Below are 21,599 nucleotides of genomic sequence, written 5' to 3'. Positions count from 1 at the left end.
AAAGTTACAAAGTTTACAAACAAGAATAGGAGTTGAATTATAAAGTTTTGTTATAGTTTGATTGTTATTTTATTGCTTTAAAAGCCACATGAAAAATAGCTTTAATAAATAGCATTTTAGGACATTTTAAAATCACTTGAATGTCTTCAATAAAAGAGGTTTCCTCGTCTAGAAATTTGAAAATAACCACAGGATTTCCTTTCTTAAACATCAAAGAAAAAATGTGGGAACCCAATTCGTTTTTTCGGTGTAAAATGTCAAGTAACAGCAAATCATAAAACCAGAATTTTGTCTTTCTATGAAATTTCGTGAAGTCGGTTTCCCTTTGTAGAAACGCCACCAATTCACTTGATTTTTTGTCCGAATTTTTGAAAGTGTAACCCGTACTGGCTTTTGTCCAACCTCCGGAAGTTCCTATATTGATTGCATTTTTAGTATTCGCTTTCCAAAAAGGATAACACGTCATCGGGATGCTGCCTTGCTCTTTTTCGACGATTTCATAGTTCGTAATCCCCAATTTTTCGATGTATTGGCGGATTTCGTTTTCGTATTCCTCCGTCTTTAAATGGTGGTGCGAAAACAAAGTGTATTCCAGTAAAGCTTCGGTTTTTGAGATAGGCAACACGTACATAAAACGGGTATTTCCTTTTTGTTCTACCGAAAAATCCATGAACGTGGCTTGCTCCATATTGAATACAGCTTGCTCACTTTTGATAAACCAACCTATAAAATGCTGTTGTAAAACAGGATATTTAGTTTGGTTTTCTGCTTTTTGTTTGTTGTAAATGCTGTTGAATAATTTAGAGCACGAAAAGGATTCATTTTCGGTTTGTACCAGAATTATAGTTTCGGATTCTTCGATTTCCGATACTTTGTGGGGAAGGAAAGTGATATTTTCTTGTTTCGAAAGCAAATCAAATACTTGGTTATAAAAATCCAGTCCTTTCACCATATTGTAGTGATACGGTTGCAAGTTTAAATCCCTGCGAAAGTTTTCATTGGCAAACAAAGCCGAGTCCCATTTCTTTGAAATGGATTTTTCCCAAACCGAATTGTTTGTTTTCCAAAAACACCAGGTTCTGTCGTTGGTTTTTTTAGTGTTTTCATCCAATAACAAAATACTTGTATTCTTAAATGTACCGGATTGTACCATTTTATACACGGTCATCAAAGCCGATAATCCTGCGCCAGTAAAAATATAATCGTAGTGTTTCATTTGAGAATTTGACATTTCCCCAAAAATAGACAATTTTATTCTTTTAGTTTGGCTAAAATCAGCTTTAATTCTTTTGGTTTTAAGTACCCGCTGTGCTGAAAAATAATTTCGTTTTCACTGTTCAAAACACACAAAACAGGAAAATTCAGTTGCTTATTTATTGTTCCTAATGCGATGGCCAGTTCGTGCGTTCCAGAGTTGTTTCCTGTGGGTTTGAATTGAAAAGTGGTTTTATTGAAAACTACCGCTCGTTTTTCTTCGGCATTGAAATCAACAAAATAAAAAGTGTTGTTGAGTTCCTTGATGATTTCCTCGTTTTTGAAAGTGGTGTTTTTCATCGCATGGCAAAATTGGCACCAATCGGTTTGAATGAAAACAATCGTTTTTTTTCTTTTCAATACGTTGTAAATTGTCGATTTCTTCGAATGAAACTGAATGCAATTGCGCGAATCCAGCCGGAATTGCACAGCATAAAAGCAACAGTAAATAAAGATTCTTTTTCATTATTTTAAGATATAGCGAAGTCCGAAAAAGCTTCTGATTCCTTGGTTCGGGCCATAGACATAAGTCGTATCAAACGTTAATCCATACGGATTTTCAGGTGTTGCTAACACTTGTCCGTTCGTATCATAAGTTACATTTTTATCAAAAGGATCATTGGTTCTTGCAATTAAAAACGGATTGTTTTGTTTGGGTAAAAAGTTCAATAGGTTTTTAATTCCGGCATAGAATTCAAAGTGTTGCAAACCAGAATACGTGAATTGAATGTTTTGCAAACTGTACCAAGGCGATTCTGGAGCACGAGGATCTAAAGCGCTTAAAAGAGGCAATTGCATCGGGCTATACACATTTCCGGTATAATCTACATTCAAATCGATAGTTTGAATTTTATACGAAACACTCCAAGTTGCAGTAAATTTTTCGGTTAGAAAAGGCGTTTCTTTTCGGCCATTCTCCACGTTTTTATTGTCCAGCAAAGAAGCGCCAGTGATAATTTTTACTCCATTTGGAAAATTGAAATCGATATTCGTACTGATCCCTTGGCTTATCGCATAACCGTTGATGTTGTCATAAATAATTTGATTTGGATCAGTGTCATAATCCGAAACAATTTTATTACTGAATCGTGTATGGAAAAAGGAAGTTTCAATTCCGATAAAAGTTCCGTTATCGAAATTTATTTTCTTGATATAATTCAAATTGGCATTTATGGATTGTTCCGGTTTCAGGTTATTGGCGATTACAATTTCACGGGCGCCGGTTAAAGCAGCGTGATCTTCGGTAAATAAATTCACGACTCTAAAACCCGTTCCCGCATTCAAACGAATGATGTTGTTATCGTCCAATTTCCATTTGTAAGCAATTCTGGGTGTTAAGATACTTCCGTGAAACGGGTTGTAATCGTAACGTATTCCCAGTAACAGCTTGTGTTTTTCAGTAAACGTGATTTCATCTTGAACAAAAATTCCCGGTAACCACGTTTTTTCGGGGTTGTTATTTCCCAGTTTTGAAGTTGCTGGCGTATTATCATCGTAATAATTGTATCGGGTGGCAATTCCGGTAAGCAAATCATTTTTTCCTATTTTTTTATCCCAAGTTAATTGTAGAAAACCAATTTTTTGGTTGGCAATATAACTCGTTGTGCCATAGCGACTATCTTGAAAATGTACATTTCCTGAAAAGGAAAGCATCAGTTTTTCCTGAAACGGCAGTTGGTAACTTCCAATCAATTCTGCTCGTTTGGTATAAATGCTTTCCCCGTAAATTTCGTCACCGCCACGATTTTTTTTCTCCCAACGCACATCGCCACCAAAACGGTCTTCATAAACGCCACGCGCCGCAATGGTGAACAATCGATTTTCTTTCCTGTCGAAAGTCCATTTTTGAAAAAGGGAAATTCGGTCAGAAAGGGTGACATCAGTAAATCCGTCGTTATCGTTATCTATTTTTTGATTGTAGCTGAAATAATTTAAACCTAAAAGTGCGGTTGCTTTCTTACCAACATTGAGTTTTACTCCTAAATCAACATTGGTTTCCAACCAAGAAGTAGAAAACACATCAGCGGAAAATAGGGGAGCGTTTGTTGGATTTTTGGTAATTATATTGATTAAACCGCCCACGGCTTCACTGCCATATAATGAGGAAGCGGGACCTTTTACGATTTCAATTCGTTCTACCAATGAATTCGGAATTCCGGATAATCCATACACTGTGGATAAACTACTCACGATGGGCATTCCGTCTATTAGAACCAAAGTATACGGACCTTCCAGTCCGTTGATGTGGATGTCGCCTGTATTACAAACACCACAATTAAGTTGCGGTCGTACGCCATTTACATTCTGTAAGGCTTCATAAATACTGGCTGTTGGGTTTTTTTTGAAAAATATTGGAGAATAAACCTCGACAGGAACAGCACTTTCTAATCTTTTTACTGCTTTTAAAGTTCCCGAAACAACGACTTCATTGAGTTGGTTTTCGGTACTTGAAAGATCAAAATCCAAAATGTTGTTCTCATTAATTTTGACCGTTATATTCTTTTTTAAAGTTTGAAAACCGCTTGCCGTAATCTGAATTCTATAATTTCCTTCAGCAATATTTTCGATGCTGTAGTTTCCTAAACTATCCGTTTGGGTGGCGTATTTTGTTCCAATTAAAAAAATACGGGCATCCGAAACCCCTTTTTTCTCTGACGAAACAAATCCCGAAAGGCTTTTTTTTTCTTGGCTGTAGCCAAAGTTAAACATCAGAATAATGGACAATATATATAAATTTTTCACTGTGCTTAAATTAAATTTAGGCAAAGCTAAAAATTATATTTTGCAAAACAAATTTTTTAATTACATTTGTATCAATAACTTAATATCATGGCTAAATCTTTAGAAGAAGTAAACCAATCGGTTTCCACACAAAATAAGAAATCAGTATTCCGAAAAATCCTTGCTTTTTTTGGTCCGGCTTATTTAATTAGTGTTGGTTATATGGATCCGGGAAACTGGGCGACAGATATTGCGGGCGGTAGCCAGTTTGGATATGCCTTACTTTGGGTTTTATTGATGAGTAATATTATGGCTTTGTTGTTGCAAAGCTTGAGTGCCCGACTAGGGATTGTTACCCAACGTGATTTGGCGCAAGCCTCCAGAGAAACCTATTCGCCATTTATCAATTATATATTGTACTTCCTTGCCGAAATAGCTATTGCTGCCTGTGATCTCGCCGAGGTTTTGGGAATGGCAATCGGTATCAATTTATTGTTTGACATTCCGTTGATTGAAGGGGTGTTAATCACAGTTTTAGACACCTTTTTGTTGTTGTTCTTAATCAATAAAGGCATCCGTAAAATGGAAGCTTTTATCATTGTATTGGTGGCTATCATTGGGTTTTCCTTTATTTTTGAAATGATATTTGCCCAGCCGGAACTGGATAAAGTATTGTTCGGGTTAATTCCTTCGATGCCTAATGAAGCGGCATTGTATATTGCTATCGGTATTATTGGAGCTACGGTTATGCCACACAATTTATACTTGCATTCCTCATTGGTGCAAACCAGAAAATTCGAAAGAACAACTGCAGGAATTAAGCAGGCTTTGAAATATAATTTCATCGATTCTACCATTGCATTAAACTTGGCTTTTTTAGTGAATGCCGCAATTTTGATATTGGCAGCAGCCACATTTTATAAAAACGGAATGTTTGAAGTGGCTGAAATTCAAGATGCCCATCGTTTTCTGGAGCCGCTTTTAGGAAGCAAGTTTGCGCCTATATTATTTGCGGTAGCCTTGATTGCTGCCGGACAAAGTTCCACAATTACGGGAACTCTTGCCGGACAAATTGTAATGGAAGGCTATCTTAATTTACGCATTCAGCCGTGGGTTAGAAGAATCATCACACGATTAATCGCCATTGTTCCGGCGGTTATTGTAATTACGATTTATGGCGAAAGTGTGACGGGAAAATTACTGATTCTGAGTCAGGTTATCCTGAGTTTACAACTGGGTTTTGCTATTATTCCGTTGATTCATTTTGTAAGTGATAAATCAAAAATGAAAGGATTCCATATTGGAAAAGTAACCCAAATCGCTTCTTGGATTATTGCAACTATCATTGTTTCATTAAACGCTAAATTGGTTTTTGACGAAATTACGGGATGGCTAGAAACTTCCGAAAATCCACTTTTGTTATGGTTAACGGTTGTTCCCTTAGCCATAAGTTTCTTGATTTTGTTACTTTATATTGTGTTCAAGCCTTTTATCGCCAAAGCCAAAATAGATATTCAAAATCATTCGCCACACAGTTTAAAACTGCGATTTTCTAAATCAGGAAGTTATACTAAAAAGAATATTGCGGTCTCCGTAGATTTTTCCAGTGCCGATGAAGTGGCTTTAAATAACGCTTTTGAATTAGGAGGAATAGAAGCAAAATACACTTTGATTCACGTGGTAGAAACCGTTGGAGCCATGATTTATGGCGAAAACACAGATGATCATGAAACCTTAATCGACGAGAAATTATTAGAAGAATACAAAGTAATGCTTACCGAAAAAGGATTTCAAGTAGCCACACAATTAGGCTTTGGGAAACCGAATAAAGTGATTCCGGAGATTGTCAACAAAGGAGCATTTGATATTTTGGTTATGGGAACGCACGGTCATACGGGATTCAAGGATTTAGTCTTTGGAACTACGGTTGATAAATTACGCCACAAAATTTCTATTCCGTTACTAATTGTTAAAAATTAAATTCTTGTGCTGAATTTGTTTCAGTATCAGAAGCTATTCCCGCTATCCGTTGTAAATGAAATTCACTGAACAACAATGCAAATAAAAGGATTCCCACTGTTATCGGGACTAGGGAATCTGAAATCAAAAATCGTTAATCTGCAATCAAAAATCAAATGACATTTTCAGAAGAGAATTATCTTAAAACCATATACCACCTTACCATTATTTCAGATTCAGAAATAAGCACCAATGCTATTGCCGAAAAAATGGAAACCAAAGCTTCGTCAGTGACTGATATGCTCAAGAAATTAGCCGAAAAAGACTTGGTTAATTATAAAAAATACCAAGGTGTTTCTTTGACAGAACACGGAAAAATAGCCGCAAAAATGATCGTGAGAAAACACCGTCTTTGGGAGGTTTTTTTAGTAGACAAACTAGATTTTTCCTGGGATGAGGTTCATGATATTGCGGAACAATTGGAACACATTAAATCAGAAAAACTCATCAACAAACTGGATGACTTTCTGGGTAATCCTACCGAAGATCCACATGGCGATCCTATTCCTGATGCAAATGGTCAAATTGTTAAAATAGAAAAACAATTGCTCTCTGAATTGCACGAAAACCAAGCAGGAATTTGCGTTGGTGTTAAAGATACCTCCTCAGAATTTCTAAAATATTTGGACAAACAAGGAATCGCATTGGGTTCTAAAATTGAAATCATAGGAAAGGAAACTTTCGATTTGTCTTTGAAAATAAAAGTGGACAACAAGGATTTAACCATTTCCAATAAAATTGCCAGTAACCTTTTCGTGAAATTAACGTAGCTATTTGGCGTTATCTTTGGATAAACTATTTAAAATAAAGAACATGAAAAATTCCTTGTTGTTGTTTCTTTTGATGATTGGCACGATAACTTTCGCACAAAACACCAAAACAGAAAATGTTCAATCCTTAAAGATAACCCAGAAAAAGTGTCTTAAGAAAAAGGGATTCAATTTGGTTTTGAAAGAACTCGTTTCTGATTCCCGCTGCCCGGAAGGCGTGACTTGTATCTGGGCGGGAGAAGCTTCGGTTGTAGTTTCGGTTTACAAAGATTCAAAATTAGTGGAGGATCACACGATGGTTTTTTCGATGAAAAACGAAGAAGAAAATAAACAGTGGTTTTCTAAATATTTGCCTGAAAAGCAAAAAAATGTAAAAAGCTTTAGTGTTTTTCCTTATCCAAAAGAAGGAGTTCAAGTCAATCCGAAAAACTATTATGTAAAAATTGGGTATTTGAAATAAGTCTATTGGCAATAGCTAATAATTGCCTTTTTCTTAAATGAACTTAAATTCCTTATATGGTTTATATTTTCACCATATAAGGAATTTAAGTTTAAAAAAGAGTTCAGTATTCTATGTTTAATTGCTAGTATAGCTCTATTTTTTATCGCTTTTGAATCCTATTAATTTTCGATATTTCTGTTCGCTTTCTTCCAGAGCGACTTCAAGTTCTTTGTAAGAGGTGATGTCTTTTATATTTGCAACAGCAGCAATTACATAATTGTTTTCATCGATTATCGGTCTTCCGCTGATGATAACCCGTTTTCTGGTTTTCGTTTCTGAATCTTCTATTATTATCTCAACATCATCTGTTGATTCGCCTTTTAAAGCTTTTTCTAATGGAAGGTTTTGAGCCGGAAAAACCGTTTGTTCGTCAGGATAATACAAGTCATATTTAGTGGACCAATCCAGTGTGGTTGGCATTGTAGAGTCTTGTTTTATACCTATGATTTCTTCGGCCATATGATTCGACAAAACGATTCTTTTCTGGCTGTCAGTTACAATAATTCCCTCACCGATATTCTCCAGAATTAATTTCAATTTGAGTTCATTAAGTTGCATTAATTTATCAGCTTCTTTTTTCTCATTTTCCATTTTTTTTCTGAGTGATATGTCTTTGATAAAAGCAATGAAAATATATTTGCCAAGAATGGTAGCGGGAGATACGGTTAATTCAATATCAAATTCAACATTTTGTTTGTTAAGTGCTGTGGTTTCAAATGTTTTATTAAGAATAGGTCCTTCGCCAGTATCTATAAAGTGTTGAAGTCCTTTTAAATGATTCTCTCTATGTTGTTCAGGCATAATTAGTTCATGCATTCGTTTGCCTAAGGCTTCTATAATGGTCCAGCCAAAGATTTTTTCGGCTTGCGGATTCCATCTCATGATGATTCCTTCATCATTTATTACAATTAAAGCATCCGGAGCCTCATTAAATATAGTTTGCAATTGACCTTCACTTTCTTTTAATTTTTGTTCGGCTGCTTTTCGCTCCGTAATGTCTCTCATAATCGATTTGTGTCCGGTAATCCTATTTCCTTCTCTTAACTGCATTACCGTTTGTTCTACCCATTTTTGTTCTCTGTTTTTGGTAATAATGGGAAATGAGAATAATGTTTCGTCTATTTTATGTTTAAATTGATTCAAGTAGAACTCTGCCACACGGTCTCTCCACTCTGGAGCCACTAGTTCTGAAAATTGTTTTCCTATAATTTCATTTTGGGTGTAGCCCGTTAGTTTTTTACAAGCAGGATTGATGTAAGTAAAATATCCTTTGTAGTCTGATGTATGGACAACATCGCTTATGTTTTCCACAATTTCACGGTATTTTTCCTCGCTTTTGCGAAGTGTTTCTATCGCTTCTGCCAATTGTGCTGTGCGTTCCGTTACTTTTTGTTCTAGTTCTTCGTTTAGTTTTTTAATCTCGGTTTCTGTATTTTTTCGTTCCGTGATATCATGGAAAACCGCCACCGCACCAGTGATTTTCCCTGCCGAATCTTTTAATGGTCTGGCAGATATCACGACAAAATTACCTTCAGTTTTTTTGTAATTTTGTACAAATATTTCCATATCATCCACTTCTTCGCCATGTAATGCCTTAACGATAGGCAGGTCATCAGTAGCCAAAACAGCTTTAGTATCCGGCCACAATATGCCATAAGTATCAGCCCATTTTTCTTCGGGTATATCAAGAAGGCCAATTCCAATTATTTTTTCAGAAGCGGGATTCCAAATGATAAATTTCCCATTTTCATCAGCAACGACTAATCCATCACCCATGTTTTGAATCACGGATTGTAAAAGTGTATTTTGCTCATTTAACTGCTCTTTGGATTGAGCCACTTCATTGTCTCTTTTTTCGATTGTTGAAAGCATGTCATTAAGACCTATGGAAAGAATGCTGATTTCGTCTTTTCCTTCAACGGTCATTCGGGTGGTATAATCACTGGTGTCCTTTATCTGCTGAATTACGGTTACCAAGTTCAATAAGGGTTTTGAGATGTATTTTTTAATAATCATTGCAATCAAGAATGCCAGCCCAATTCCTACGACCAATAGTACAACTCCCAGACGGAGCACATCCATTTTTATTTTATTCAATTCTGATAATTCAAATCGGATACAAACCAATCCAATTGTTTTATTGTCTTTCTTGATTTTGCTATAAACAAAAAGATTTTCATTGGTAAAGTGAGAACTTTTTTCATTCATGGCCGGAACAGAAAATCGATAGTTAGGATCAGAGCCCGGTTTTGTATAGGAGGCAAAAACGTTGCCTTTTTTGTCCAATATGTTTGCATTCAAAATGTCGTTTTGCACGTTTAGTTCCGATAGAATTTTATTGGCGGCAGCATTATCCAAAAACTCAAGGGCAGAAACATTATTGAAACCGACCACTTGTGCAATAGCTATTGAACTAATCACTTTTCGGTCTTTAAATCCTTGAATATCTATCAGTACAAAGGCAGTAATACAAAGTCCCAATACAAATGCTGAGGTGAAAACCTGCATGAGCACCAGCTTATTTTTAATTGATATGTTGCGTAGATTCATCATGTATGTATTGTTTTTTCAATATTTATAGCACCACTTCACACATTAAACGTTTTGTATTTTAAAGATTTTCAAATCACTCAAAGCTGTATTTTGATATTATTATTGCACAATAATGGCATGTTGCAATAAGAACGAACTGATTCCTATTCCGGCTTTGTTTATTGCTTTTAGATTTACTTCAAATTTTAATTTGTTTTCAACAAAGACAAAATTCATATGTGCCCCTTTTTTCCCATAACCGATTTGTTCTGTTACAATCAAAACGGGTTTGCCGGAAAATTTAGCAAGAATTGTTTCAATAGGAATGGTACAATTGTAAGGCACAAACAGAATGTTACAAAAACGTAAGTCATTCAGATTTTTATATTCTTTTACTTCAATTTTTTTGTCCTTACTAATGTCAAGCAGTGAATTGGTAATAGGACTTTCTTCCAGAATAGCAATCTTAAAAGTTTGTTTTTTAGAGTAATTTTTCCAGTAAACATAGTCTACAAAACGGTAAAGAAAATCTGCTTTTAAAGCATATTCCTTCCCGCCGGAATTCTCTTGGGCTGAAATCGTATTTCCCCCCATTAGCATGATAATTACGCTTAAAATAAATAGGTGATTTCTAGTTTTCATCATTCTGTTTTTAACGAAGTTCTACCCTGATTTGAAAAAATTCTAATTTTAAAATTTATAGATTAATGATAAACTAAATAAGGTTCCTAATTGGCTGAAATGATATCCTTCATAGGTCATTTGCGAGTAACGACCATTGAATGTAATCAGGTTAAATTGTGATTTCACTTGAGTCGGGTTGTTCAGAATCGCTGTTCCGGCGGTATTCTCGGCTTTAAATTTCCATTCGGGTACTACATTTAACACATTATTCGCGTTAAGCGTTACGGTTAATTTATTTGTTGCAGCGTAGTTAATTCCTAAATCAGTGACTATTTTAGGGATAAACTCCGTTCTTAAATTGGAATCTAAACCTTCTTGTTTGAAAGTTGTTTTTCCAAAATACGTGTTGCTAAGTGAGAAATCAAATTTTCTGATTCTGTAATTTGCTCCCAAAATCCATTTGGTTTCGGGTCTGGACGTAAACATTAAAGCATCAAGTGTTGCACCAAAATTATTACTTGCAACAGGTGAAATTCTTTTGTTTTCAAGCGTTATATTTCCGGACAAATTGAATCCAATAACTCCGCCCCCTAATGGTAAAGTTCCGTAATTCATGACCACATCTATGCCTGAAGTTCTCGAATCGAATGAGTTTTCAAACCAGACAACGCTGCCAAACTGTGTGTCCACTTTATCCCCTAAAATGATTCGGTCTTTTACTTTAATGTTGTAATAATCTACAGTGAAATTTAAATTTCTCAAAGGATTGGAACCTATTCCTATAGTTATATTGGTTGATTTTTCGGCATCTAATTTTGGAATACCCAAAATACGTGCCTGTGCAGAAATATTATTAATTAAACCGTTGATTTGAATTCCCTGACCCGCTACGAAAGAATATTGTGATTTTTGAGAGTAGATTTGGTGCAATGTCGGTGCTCTAAATCCAGAGGAAATAGAACCTCTTACCGTAATTTTATCTTTATAAAATTTATATCTGGAACTTAATTTCCAAACCGTTGCTGCCCCAAAATCACTGTAATCTTCATAACGAACGGTACCATTCACTGAAAAATCTTTTGTAAAGTCATACGCCAGATCGAAGTATCCTCCTAAATTGTAACGATTCCATTTTCCAGAATTCTCGGGTCGATTCCCCGCAAATGAGTCAGCGCCAAATCCATCCCAAGAAGCTTTGTCACCTTCATTGATCAGGAACGTTTCGGTTCTCACTTCGGAGCCAAAACCAATGCTTATTTTATCTGACAGCACTTTAGAAATATCTAAATTACCCACAACATGATTGAATGATGCGCCTCCCGGTTTGAAAAAAATGGGACTGTTCTCACGATATAAATTCACTCCATTTGCATCCTGAATATCGGATCTGTTATGAGAGTTTTCTATAGCGTAAGTTTGTTTGTTTCCACCTACTGTTATGCTGGCATCAGTATTCCATCCGTTTTTTATGGATTTGTAGCCTAAAGTGGCGTTGTAATCGTTTAATTCGCCTATAAATGTTGGGATATGACCTTTGTATGAAGCGATAGTTCCGTCTCCAAAGAAGTTTAATAAATAGAGAAGGTCGTTTAAAGTAATTCCTCCTCCGTAGCCCCAGTATGGCGTTCTGTAATTGGCATAAGAATTCACTTTTTTATAGACATAAGCGGCGTTGTAATACATTTGTGTTTCATCAGATAGATTAAATCCACCGTTTATCAAAAATTTTGCAGCAGCAGTTTCTGGAGCTCCATTTATATTTTTGGCATCCGGATATTTTGTTAGAAAAGCGTTAATGTCTGCTGAGGTGTTAATGCCTGAAATAGAACCTCCAAAATCAGTAAATTCTCCATCTGCATCTACTTTTCCGGGTCTGTTTGCCAATTTTACTTTCGAAAAATCTAATGTATAATTTACAAAACCATTATTGCCCACAGAAGAGCCATTGTTCAAGCTCACGCCCAGCATTTCGCCGTCACCTTCACCCGTCACGCCTGTTTTAATAGTTACGGAACCATCATCAGTTCTCTTTTTTAAAATAATATTGAGTACTCCGGCAATGGCATCAGAACCGTATTGTGCCGATGCGCCATCACGAAGAATTTCCACCCGTTCTATGGCATCAATTGGTATTCCGGAAATATCAGCTCCTGTTTCCCCTTGACCGGGCGATGTTTGAACATACAGTAAAGCGCTTAAATTTTTTCGCTTTCCGTTGATGAGTATTAAAGTTCTGCTGGGTCCCATATTTCTAATTTCGTATGGGTCAAGTAAGGAAGTAGCATCATTTACGGGAGTTTGAGCCGTATTAAAAGAGGGGATTTTGTACTGTAATGCTTTGTCAAATGTTGTTTGTCCTGTTGAAGTCAGTTCTTCATAGGACACAATATCAATGGGAAGTGTTGTTGTAGTATTGCTTCTGGGCGTAGCTCTGGTTCCGGTAACGACAACTGCGTTAAGATTTTGTCCGCTTCCTTCAGATAAAACAACATTCAAAATAGATTCGGTTGTGTCATATTCTTGTTTGGAGAAACCAAAGTAACTAAAGACCAAAATAGCCCCTTCTTTGACGGTAATCTTGTATGCTCCGTTGAGATCAGTGGAAACGCTGTTACTTGTTCCTTTTTCGGTGACATTTACGCCTGACATGGCAACACCAGCATTATCTATCACAAAACCGGAGATTTCTTTTTGTGCAAAAAGAAAGGTGATGTTCAGCATAAATAATACGATGGTGACAAACTTTTTCATGATTAGTTGATATTGGTCCATTTTGGTTTGAAATCAATGGCAACGTAATAATTGTAAGAAGTTTTCAGGGAACTACTTCTTGTGTTTTTGAGAAAAAGTAATCCGTGAAAAAGATGAGTATGAAATCAAAAAGTAGTTTTGTTCAAGTTATTAAAAAGAAGTTTATTCAAAAACGAATACTACTTTAGGTCTATAACAGAATCAGAAATATTTTTTGGGATTAAAAATATTTATAACTTACGAATGAGATTTTTACTAAAAATTATGATGGTCTATTCCTATGCGAATTCCCCATTCATAATAGTTCTATAATTTCAATTCTTTGTAGGGATAGAGTTGAAATTATGTCCAAAAGGCAACTTAGATTCAGGTTGAATTTAAAAGCCACTTTTTTTAATCTAAAAAATGGAAAGAACTGATTTTGAATCTAAAAGCTCGTTTTTTCTATAGTAAATTTAATCAAAAAAAGGCATTTTCTTAAATAATAGAAAGCTTTTTTTGTTTTTTTAAGTAAAGTTTAACCCAGTTGAGTTTTAAAGTAGTTCAGATTAAAAAACAGAAAAGAGGAAAATTTTAATTGCAACCACAATCATCACCGCTGCCGCAATTTTTATCTGATTTTTTCTTTTTGAAAAAGAATTTTTTGATTAAAAAAGCAAGGGCAATTCCCAAGGCAATAAAAGCAATTATTTCTTGAATATCCATAATCGGTTATTTTAGAATTTGATAGGCAAGTAAAGCCACCACATAAGCAAATCCAGACATGAAGATCAATTGTCCAGCCGGCCATTTCCATGAATTGGTTTCTTTTTTAGTAACTGCAAGCGTACTGGCACATTGCATGGCAAAAGCATAAAACAAGAGCAACGATATTCCGGAGGCAAAGTTGAAAATCTTTTCTCCGGTTACCGGATTGATTTCGGCAGCCATTTTATTTTTAATTGTAGTCTCATTATCACTGCCACCTACGCTGTAAATGGTTGCCAATGTTCCTACGAATACTTCTCTGGCTGCAAAGGAACTGATGATTGCAATTCCTATTTTCCAGTCGTAACCAAGTGGTGAAATCGCCGGTTCAATAGTTTTTCCCATTAATCCAATATAGGAATTTTCCAGTTTTTGTGAAGCTACAGCATTCTCAAAATCTGTTTCTGACAACGGATTTTGCTTGGTGTTTTCAGTAACAATTGTTTCTGCATTATTGAATTTTTCGCCTGGACCGTAAGAGGCTAAAAACCACAATACAATAGAAATCGCTAGAATGATTTTTCCGGCGCCAAAAATAAAAGCTTTCGTTTTTTCGATTACATTGATTCCCACGTTCTTGAAAAGTGGTAATTTGTAATTTGGCATTTCTACCACAAAGTATGTTTTTCCTTTTATTTTAAGGATTTTATTCAAAATGTAAGCGGAGAAAATAGCCATTCCAAAACCCAAAAGGTACAACAACATTAATGTCATTCCCTGCATGTTCAGAAAACCAAAAACACGATTGTCCGGAATTACTAGCGCAATAATAATGGCATAAACGGGTAATCTGGCAGAACAGGTTGTAAAAGGAGTTACCAGAATGGTGATTAATCTTTCTTTCCAGTTTTCGATATTTCGGGTAGCCATAATTGCAGGAATAGCACAGGCGGTACCTGAAATAAGCGGCACCACACTTTTACCTGATAAACCAAATTTTCGCATGATTTTATCCATCAGGAAAACTACTCGGCTCATATAACCACTTTCTTCAAGAATCGAAATAAACATAAACAGGAAGGCAATTTGTGGAATAAATATCAAAATTCCTCCTATTCCGGGAATGATTCCCTGCGAAATTAAATTGGTCAAAACTCCTGCCGGTAATTCTTCGGCAGCAAGTGTACTCAATGAAGCAAAAGAAGCATCGATAAAATCCATTGGAATTTTAGACCATTCGAAAATAGATTGGAAAATAACAAACAAAATCAGGAAGAAAATTACATATCCCCAGACTTTGTGTGTCAGAACGCGATCCAGTTTACTGCGGAAATCTTTAGCAATAGTGGTGTCAATTTTTAATCCTTCTTTCAAAACATCATTGATGAATTGATAGCGTTTTATGGTTTCTTTTTGTTGCAAACGCTTTAAATCTGAATGCGATTTAGTAAACGAACTTCTAATTTCATTTCGATCTAAATTCAGGAAGTTTACGTCTTGCGTGATGACCAACCATAATTTATACAACAGCTGGTTAGGAAATGTTTTGCGAAGCGTATTGAAATATTCAGGATCTATACTTGACGCATTCAGGCATGGTTCGCTGGAAATGGTTTTGTAACTGACAATCAATTTTTTCAATTCATCAATCCCAAAACCTTTTCTGGAACTAATCAGTGCAATTTTTGTTTTTAAATGTTCCTCAAGATACGGAATGTCTAGTGTGATTCCCTTAAATTTCATTCTATCCGCCATGTTGATGACTAATATTGTGGGGATTTCAAGGTCTTTTATTTGGGTAAAAAGCAGTAAATTTCGTTTCAGATTTTCAACATCAGTAACGACAAGCGCTACGTCCGGATATAACTTGTCGTTTTTATTCAGTAATAATTCAATGACTACATTTTCATCAATTGAACTTGCATTTAAGCTGTATGTTCCGGGTAAATCCAGAATATTTGCTTTGGCATTATTGGGTAATTTACAAAAACCAATCTTTTTTTCAACTGTAATTCCAGGGTAGTTTCCCACTTGTTGATTAAGTCCTGTCAACTGATTAAAAACGGAAGTTTTCCCCGTATTAGGATTCCCGATTAAAGCAACATTGATATTTTGATTGGTCATTATAAGTTGTTTTTTAGTATTTCAACTTCAATCTCACGGGCTGTCTCCACGCGGATAGCAACGTGTGAACCATTAATGTTAAGGTATAAAGGATCGCCAAAAGGAGCAATTTGAAGCAGTTCAACCATATTCCCCGGCAGACAACCCATTTCTAGTAATTTCAACGGAACAATGTCAATATCAAAATCTTTGATAATGGCTTTTTCACCTTTTTTTAGAGAATGTATCGTTGTTTGCAAGTCTTATTTAGATTGAATTAAGATTGCAAAAGTACATATTATAAAACTAAAAAAAATGATAATTGTCAATTTTGTAGTTTTTTTGGATAAATTTTAAGAATAGGGAATAGTTTGTTTTACTGGGTTTTTCAATCAGATTATAAGTGACTTATCTTCTGTTTAAAGTCTTTATTCGTTACTCAAAAAAGTAATATCTTCGATTAATCGCTTGATGTCTTCTTTATTGGTGCCGTCATAAAAGCCACGAACTCTTTTTTTGGCATCCACCAAAACAAAATTTTCGGTGTGAACCATATCATATAATTCACTTGGTTTACCCAGTTTCACGGCCAAATAGGATTTTCTGGCCATGGTGTAAATTTCTTTTTTATCTCCGGTGACTAAATTCCATTTGGCATCATCAACATGATATTTTTTGGCGTAAGCCTTTAAAACAGGAACGCTGTCAGTCTCCGGGAAAACTGTAAATGATAATAATTTCACCTTTGGATTATTAGCGAAAGCTTTTTGAATATCGGATAAATTGGTGGTCATCTTTGGACAAATAGAGCCGCAAGTGGTAAAGAAAAAATCAGCAACGTATATTTTGCCTTCGTAATCTTTTTGGGTGATGGTTTTTCCGTTTTGGTTAACAAATGAAAAATCAGCAATAGTATGGTACTTGCTTTTGTATTGAATGGTGCTGTCCACTAATTCAGGATTTACATCCGCAGGATTATAAATGGGGAGTGTTTTTTTTGGCTTTAAAGCCGAATAAAATAAAGATAAAATGATTGCCGAAAGAACAATGAAGACCCCGAAAAAGAGTCGGTATTTTTTGAAAAATTCTAACATAACGCTATTTTGATGCAAAAATACGAAAACGAGATTTGTTTTTAATTCAAATTAACACAATCTTATTTTAGATGAATTCCTTTGAAATAAAGGATGTAAAATTAATGCCTTTCAGGATTAAACCTTTTAGAAATTTTGAAGTCAAATAAAGATGTATTTGATTTTAACTAAAAATCAAATTATTTATTAATAGCTTTGTTAAGATAACTAAAAACCAAAAAAAAATGAAAAAAACCAGCAATAAGCAATTGCTTTTTGTGATTCCCGCAATCATGGGTTTTGCGGTGAGTCAAGCACAGAATGCTCCGGCAGCTAAAGAACCGGGGATCAATGTTAATTACATGGATAAGGCTGTAAAGCCTAGCAACGATTTCTTTCGTTATGTAAACGGAACTTGGTTGGATAATACGGAGATTCCAGCTGATAGAACCCGTTGGGGTAGTTTTGATGAATTGCGTCAAAAAACAGATGCTGATGCATTAGCAATTCTAAAAGAAGCGACAACAAATCCAAGCTACAAATCGAATACAGATCAAGGGAAAGCGATTAACTTATACAAATCTATTCTTGATACTGTAGGAAGAAATAAGTTAGGTATAGCTCCTTTGAAACCGTATTTAAAGAAAATTGATGCAGTTAAAAATGCCAAAGATTTAGAGGCATTATTGATCGAAATGGAACCTATTGGCGGGATTGGATTTATGGGTGCCGGCGTAGGAACTGATGCAAAGAACAGCAGTAGAAACGTGATTAATTTAGGTCCGGGCGGTGTAGGCTTGCCAGACAGAGATTATTATGTTTCTGAAGATGCCGATTCCAAAGAGAAACGTGCGAAATATCTTTTACACGTTGCCAAAATGTTGCAATACCTTGGTGATAAACCAGCAGTTGCAAAAATGAATGCTGAAAAAATCCTGGCTCTTGAAATTGCCATGTCTAAACCAAGATTAGACAGAGTAGAACGCAGAGATCGTAGAAAGTCATACAATCCGATGACATTGGCTGATTTGAGTAAATTAACTCCATCAATCAACTGGAATAATTATTTTACAAAAATAGGATTGGCAAAAGTAGATACTGTTATTGTATCGCAACCAAAATACATGACTGCGCTAGAAACTATTTTTAAAGAAAATAAAGTAGAAGACTGGAAAGCATACATGCGTTGGAGTTTGTTGAATAGAGCTTCAAGCCAATTATCAACTGAAATTGAAAATGCAAACTGGGAGTTTTACGGAAGAACGTTAACGGGAGCTGTAAGTCAAAGACCACGTGACGAAAGAGCACTTCAGACCATCAATGGAGCGGTTGGAGAAGCGTTAGGAAAATTATATGTTCAGAAAAAATTTCCGGCTGAAGCCAAAGCCAAAGCGGAGAAAATGATCAAAAATATATTTTCAGCTTTCGAAAACAGAATCAATAATTTGTCTTGGATGTCTGCAGAAACAAAGGTGAGCGCGCTTGCTAAACTGCATAAATCAAGAATTAAAATTGGTTATCCTGACAAATGGAAAGATTATTCAGCCTTGACGATTAAAAGTCCAGAAGAAGGAGGAACGTATTTTGAAAACGCTAAAAGCATGGCGCAATGGCGTTTCAATGAGAATATAGCTGAGTTGAATAAACCTGTTGATAAAGACAGATGGGGAATGTCTCCACAAACGGTAAATGCGTATTACAATCCTTCAAATAACGAGATTGTATTCCCTGCAGCAATTTTACAACCGCCTTTTTACAATTACCAAGCGGATGAAGCAGTAAATTATGGTGGAATTGGAGGCGTTATTGGTCATGAAATTTCACATGGTTTTGATGATTCAGGTTCCCGTTACAATGCTGACGGAAACTTAGTAGACTGGTGGACCGCAGAAGATTTGAAACAATTTTCTGCCTTAACAGGAGCACTTGCTGCTCAATACAGCGCTTTGCAACCTATTCCTGGAACTTTTGTAGATGGTAAATTTACTTTAGGAGAAAATATTGGAGATTTAGGTGGAGTAAATGCTGCTTATGACGGTTTACAATTGTACTTGAAAGAAAACGGAAATCCAGGATTAATCGATGGTTACACACCTGAGCAACGTTTCTTTATTTCTTGGTCAACCATCTGGCGTTCAAAAATGCGTGATGAAGCCTTGAAAAACCAAGTAAAAACAGACCCGCATTCTCCAGGAATGTACCGTGCTTATGTTCCTTTGCAAAATATAGATACGTTCTATAAAGCATTCGATATTCAAGCAACTGACGGAATGTACATTGCACCTGAAAAGAGAGTTAGAATCTGGTAATAAGCTAAATAGTATAATGTAGAAAATCCCAAGTGAAAGCTTGGGATTTTTTTGTTTTATTAATCAAGTATTTTTATTTATCATTTTTCTTAAAAAGAATAACTACTTGTTATTTATTTTTTAAAAAGAATTTTTTCTTTTCCGTTTGTATATTCGACAGTCAAAATGGGCTCGAATAATCCTTGCTTATTTTGCTTTTTGACATATTTTATGGAGTCTGATGCAAAATCAACTCTCTTAACTATTGTTTTTACCACACATGTGATTAGACCTTTTTCTTTATCAACTATCATATGGCCTAAACTCAATATGCTATCATCCTTATAATAAATGCAGGCACATATAGATTGTTCTGCGTTTCCTTTTTTGTAAAAAAGTGAATATCCTCTTTCATTTACTTCGTAATGATTAAAATTTTTATAGTAGGTTTCATACTTAAACTTTCCAATTTTAATTTTTTCCACCTTTTCAGTCTCCTGACAATAAAGGAAAGGAGTACATAAAATAGCTATGAATAGAATTTTTCTTTTTGTTAATGTCATCATGAGTTATATTTAATTTAAAATCCAAATTCTTATTGATTTCACTCCACCTTTGGGAGATGTATTTGCACCTCCAATTACATATCCGTTCTTAATTAAATCTGCATGTCCAGTATACCCAGCAGTAGTTCCATCATTATTGACTATAACATAAATGCCATTTTTCCCTTTTAATAATGCCGCTATTTTTGTTTTATCATTAGCGTCAGCCCAGGCAAATCTAGATTGCAAATCCTCGCTATCGGGTTTGTTTTATTTGACCTTTTGTATGTTCTTTGTATGCTCTCTTTGCAACAGAATCGAGTTCTCTGCTCGCAAAATAGCATAAACACGTTTCTGAAATATGTTTTTTGTTTTTGGAGAGCTCATCATCATAATATTCAGCAGCTGGTAAGCCTTGTATTATTTTTTTACTATCAGATTTAATCTTAGGCCACAATGTCATGGGAATATTATCTGTATTAATGAAAGAGTCTTCTTTATGAATTAATTTGAAAATAGAATCATTTTTATAGCCTTGAAATAAACAGTCAAAAAATGCATTTTGTTTGTACTCTATTACCCAACCGTTTTTAGGATTCGGTTTATTTTTTGAATATCCAGGATAAAAAAAGGCGTCTCCATAATAAATATTGAGGTCCTTACTACCTTTAATGGCTGAACAGGAAAATATGGTTAAAATAACCCCCGTTGCTAATGCTGTTTTTACTAGTCTAATATCCATATATCTATTCTTTGTATTGGTAAATTGAAAAAGCAGTAAAATGGACAATCACCGAAACCCTTACTGTTTGTGAATAAAAGATCTGAATGACCTGATGCGCCAGTTTTATCATATTCTTCGGTAGTAATCATCGAATATATGCCTTGCATATTTTTAAGTTTATTTGGAAATTCTGCACCGTTTACTCCCCCATCAGTTGCGTCGTATGAAAAATGTTTTGCATTTATGGGTGTGTTTTCTATTCCTGTTTTTGTGCCAAAAGTTTTTCGCATCCAAGCGTTTAATTCTTTTGCGTTTAAAAAAAAGAACTTTCCAGCAAAATCACCACCCCCTTCAATTGTGAGACTTGGCAAATCTGGAATGATAATACCGGACCTTACTAGAGCTATAGAAACTTTTAGAGCGCAAGTATTTTCTGTATCTTGTGGGTGGTTAATTCTAGCTTGGTGAACTGCTCCACCTACTAAAGCATAGACATTATCTGCTCCTTTCATAAGGGTGCCATCTTGAAAACGAGCCATTTTTTTTACATAATTATTATAACTTGGCAAATTTTGCTGGGGAAAAGTTAAATTTGGATCGTCCCAAAAGTCGGCATCATATTCACCATCATTTCCTTTCTTTCGTATAAGAATTATTAGCAATAATATCCAGCTCTTTGCTAGTATATATGTTTAAAATCATACTAACAATTGGCTTTCCTTCAAAATAACTTGATGAAGATAAAATTGCTTGAGAGTATTTGTTACTTAAACTGTCGATTTCTTTTAGAGTTTTAGAACTTGCTCCTAATATTTCAAATTGTATTGTTCCAGAATTATCTTTATTTAAATCAATTCCTGTTTTTCTTAATGTTTGAACCACTATATAATTTTTGTAAGCGGTCACCCATTCTTTTTTAGTATATACATGTAAATCATTCTTTAATGATTTACAAGATGTTAAAATTGATAAAATTAGAATCGATAAAATGATTGTTTTTTTCATT

The 21,599-nt window shown here is 35.1% G+C and carries 19 protein-coding genes; 4 read left to right on the top strand and 15 right to left on the bottom strand.

Features of this window, described 5'->3' with window-relative positions:
* Positions 1 to 64: 64 nt before the first annotated feature.
* The 3 genes from QLS31_RS00400 to QLS31_RS00390 form a co-directional block, all read right to left on the bottom strand.
* Positions 65 to 1,231 carry a lycopene cyclase family protein gene (locus tag QLS31_RS00400; RefSeq protein ID WP_282741675.1) on the bottom strand — a complete coding sequence of 389 codons (1,167 nt, stop codon included), beginning with the start codon at positions 1,229 to 1,231 and terminating at the stop codon, positions 65 to 67.
* Between the two features lie 20 nt (positions 1,232 to 1,251).
* A complete protein-coding gene (locus QLS31_RS00395; protein WP_282741673.1) occupies positions 1,252 to 1,614 on the bottom strand; it encodes a thioredoxin family protein in 363 nt (120 codons plus the stop codon).
* A 105-nt stretch (positions 1,615 to 1,719) separates the two neighbouring features.
* Positions 1,720 to 3,963 carry a TonB-dependent receptor gene (locus QLS31_RS00390; RefSeq protein WP_282742147.1) on the bottom strand — a complete coding sequence of 748 codons (2,244 nt, stop codon included), beginning with the start codon at positions 3,961 to 3,963 and terminating at the stop codon, positions 1,720 to 1,722.
* A 120-nt stretch (positions 3,964 to 4,083) separates the two neighbouring features.
* Here QLS31_RS00390 and QLS31_RS00385 point away from each other — a divergent pair, with 120 nt between their 5' ends.
* The 3 genes from QLS31_RS00385 to QLS31_RS00375 all read left to right on the top strand — a co-directional run bounded on the left by QLS31_RS00385 (position 4,084) and on the right by QLS31_RS00375 (position 7,224).
* Positions 4,084 to 5,955 (top strand): Nramp family divalent metal transporter, encoded by a 1,872-nt coding sequence (locus tag QLS31_RS00385; protein ID WP_282741671.1) that lies wholly within the window; start codon positions 4,084 to 4,086, stop codon positions 5,953 to 5,955.
* Between the two features lie 155 nt (positions 5,956 to 6,110).
* Entirely contained in the window at positions 6,111 to 6,764 is a 654-nt protein-coding gene (locus tag QLS31_RS00380) for a metal-dependent transcriptional regulator (RefSeq protein ID WP_099713885.1), read from the top strand.
* 43 nt (positions 6,765 to 6,807) lie between these two features.
* Positions 6,808 to 7,224, top strand: coding sequence for a hypothetical protein (locus tag QLS31_RS00375; protein WP_282741669.1), 417 nt, complete (start codon positions 6,808 to 6,810; stop codon positions 7,222 to 7,224).
* A gap of 135 nt (positions 7,225 to 7,359) precedes the next feature.
* Here the strand turns inward: QLS31_RS00375 and QLS31_RS00370 are convergent, their stop codons facing one another.
* The 7 genes from QLS31_RS00370 to QLS31_RS00340 all read right to left on the bottom strand — a co-directional run bounded on the left by QLS31_RS00370 (position 7,360) and on the right by QLS31_RS00340 (position 17,057).
* Positions 7,360 to 9,819 carry a PAS domain S-box protein gene (locus tag QLS31_RS00370; RefSeq protein ID WP_282741667.1) on the bottom strand — a complete coding sequence of 820 codons (2,460 nt, stop codon included), beginning with the start codon at positions 9,817 to 9,819 and terminating at the stop codon, positions 7,360 to 7,362.
* A 99-nt stretch (positions 9,820 to 9,918) separates the two neighbouring features.
* On the bottom strand, positions 9,919 to 10,440 hold the full coding sequence (locus tag QLS31_RS00365; protein ID WP_282741665.1) for a YfiR family protein: 522 nt from the start codon (positions 10,438 to 10,440) through the stop codon (positions 9,919 to 9,921).
* Positions 10,441 to 10,488: 48 nt separating this feature from the next.
* The gene (locus QLS31_RS00360) at positions 10,489 to 13,173 is read right to left on the bottom strand and encodes a TonB-dependent receptor (protein WP_282741663.1); all 2,685 of its coding nucleotides are present in this window, start codon (positions 13,171 to 13,173) and stop codon (positions 10,489 to 10,491) included.
* A gap of 573 nt (positions 13,174 to 13,746) precedes the next feature.
* Positions 13,747 to 13,878: a FeoB-associated Cys-rich membrane protein gene (locus tag QLS31_RS00355; protein ID WP_121343192.1), complete on the bottom strand. Its 132-nt coding sequence runs from the start codon at positions 13,876 to 13,878 to the stop codon at positions 13,747 to 13,749.
* A gap of 6 nt (positions 13,879 to 13,884) precedes the next feature.
* A complete protein-coding gene (feoB, locus tag QLS31_RS00350; protein WP_121343193.1) occupies positions 13,885 to 15,984 on the bottom strand; it encodes a ferrous iron transport protein B in 2,100 nt (699 codons plus the stop codon).
* A complete protein-coding gene (locus tag QLS31_RS00345; RefSeq protein ID WP_121343194.1) occupies positions 15,984 to 16,223 on the bottom strand; it encodes a FeoA family protein in 240 nt (79 codons plus the stop codon). Before QLS31_RS00345 ends, feoB begins: the two co-directional genes overlap by 1 nt.
* Before the next feature lie 168 nt (positions 16,224 to 16,391).
* Positions 16,392 to 17,057 (bottom strand): SCO family protein, encoded by a 666-nt coding sequence (locus tag QLS31_RS00340; protein ID WP_282741661.1) that lies wholly within the window; start codon positions 17,055 to 17,057, stop codon positions 16,392 to 16,394.
* 224 nt (positions 17,058 to 17,281) lie between these two features.
* Between QLS31_RS00340 and QLS31_RS00335 the strand changes: the two genes are divergently transcribed.
* A complete protein-coding gene (locus QLS31_RS00335) occupies positions 17,282 to 19,345 on the top strand; it encodes a M13 family metallopeptidase (protein WP_282741659.1) in 2,064 nt (687 codons plus the stop codon).
* Positions 19,346 to 19,458: 113 nt separating this feature from the next.
* Here the strand turns inward: QLS31_RS00335 and QLS31_RS00330 are convergent, their stop codons facing one another.
* The 5 genes from QLS31_RS00330 to QLS31_RS00310 are packed head-to-tail and all read right to left on the bottom strand — an operon-like array spanning position 19,459 to position 21,598.
* Positions 19,459 to 19,890, bottom strand: a complete 432-nt coding sequence (locus QLS31_RS00330) for a hypothetical protein (protein WP_282741657.1) — start codon at positions 19,888 to 19,890, stop codon at positions 19,459 to 19,461.
* A 9-nt stretch (positions 19,891 to 19,899) separates the two neighbouring features.
* The gene (locus tag QLS31_RS00325) at positions 19,900 to 20,118 is read right to left on the bottom strand and encodes a hypothetical protein (RefSeq protein ID WP_282741655.1); all 219 of its coding nucleotides are present in this window, start codon (positions 20,116 to 20,118) and stop codon (positions 19,900 to 19,902) included.
* 7 nt (positions 20,119 to 20,125) lie between these two features.
* The gene (locus tag QLS31_RS00320) at positions 20,126 to 20,611 is read right to left on the bottom strand and encodes a hypothetical protein (RefSeq protein ID WP_282741653.1); all 486 of its coding nucleotides are present in this window, start codon (positions 20,609 to 20,611) and stop codon (positions 20,126 to 20,128) included.
* Positions 20,596 to 21,255, bottom strand: coding sequence for a T6SS effector amidase Tae4 family protein (locus QLS31_RS00315; RefSeq protein ID WP_282741651.1), 660 nt, complete (start codon positions 21,253 to 21,255; stop codon positions 20,596 to 20,598). The genes QLS31_RS00320 and QLS31_RS00315 overlap by 16 nt, the downstream gene beginning before the upstream one ends.
* A complete protein-coding gene (locus QLS31_RS00310; RefSeq protein WP_282741649.1) occupies positions 21,221 to 21,598 on the bottom strand; it encodes a hypothetical protein in 378 nt (125 codons plus the stop codon). Before QLS31_RS00310 ends, QLS31_RS00315 begins: the two co-directional genes overlap by 35 nt.
* Position 21,599: the final 1 nt, after the last annotated feature.

The organism is Flavobacterium sp. XS2P24, assembly GCF_030010285.1.
Taxonomy (GTDB): Bacteria; Bacteroidota; Bacteroidia; order Flavobacteriales; family Flavobacteriaceae; genus Flavobacterium; species Flavobacterium algoritolerans.
This window is presented reverse-complemented; position numbering and strand designations above follow the sequence as displayed.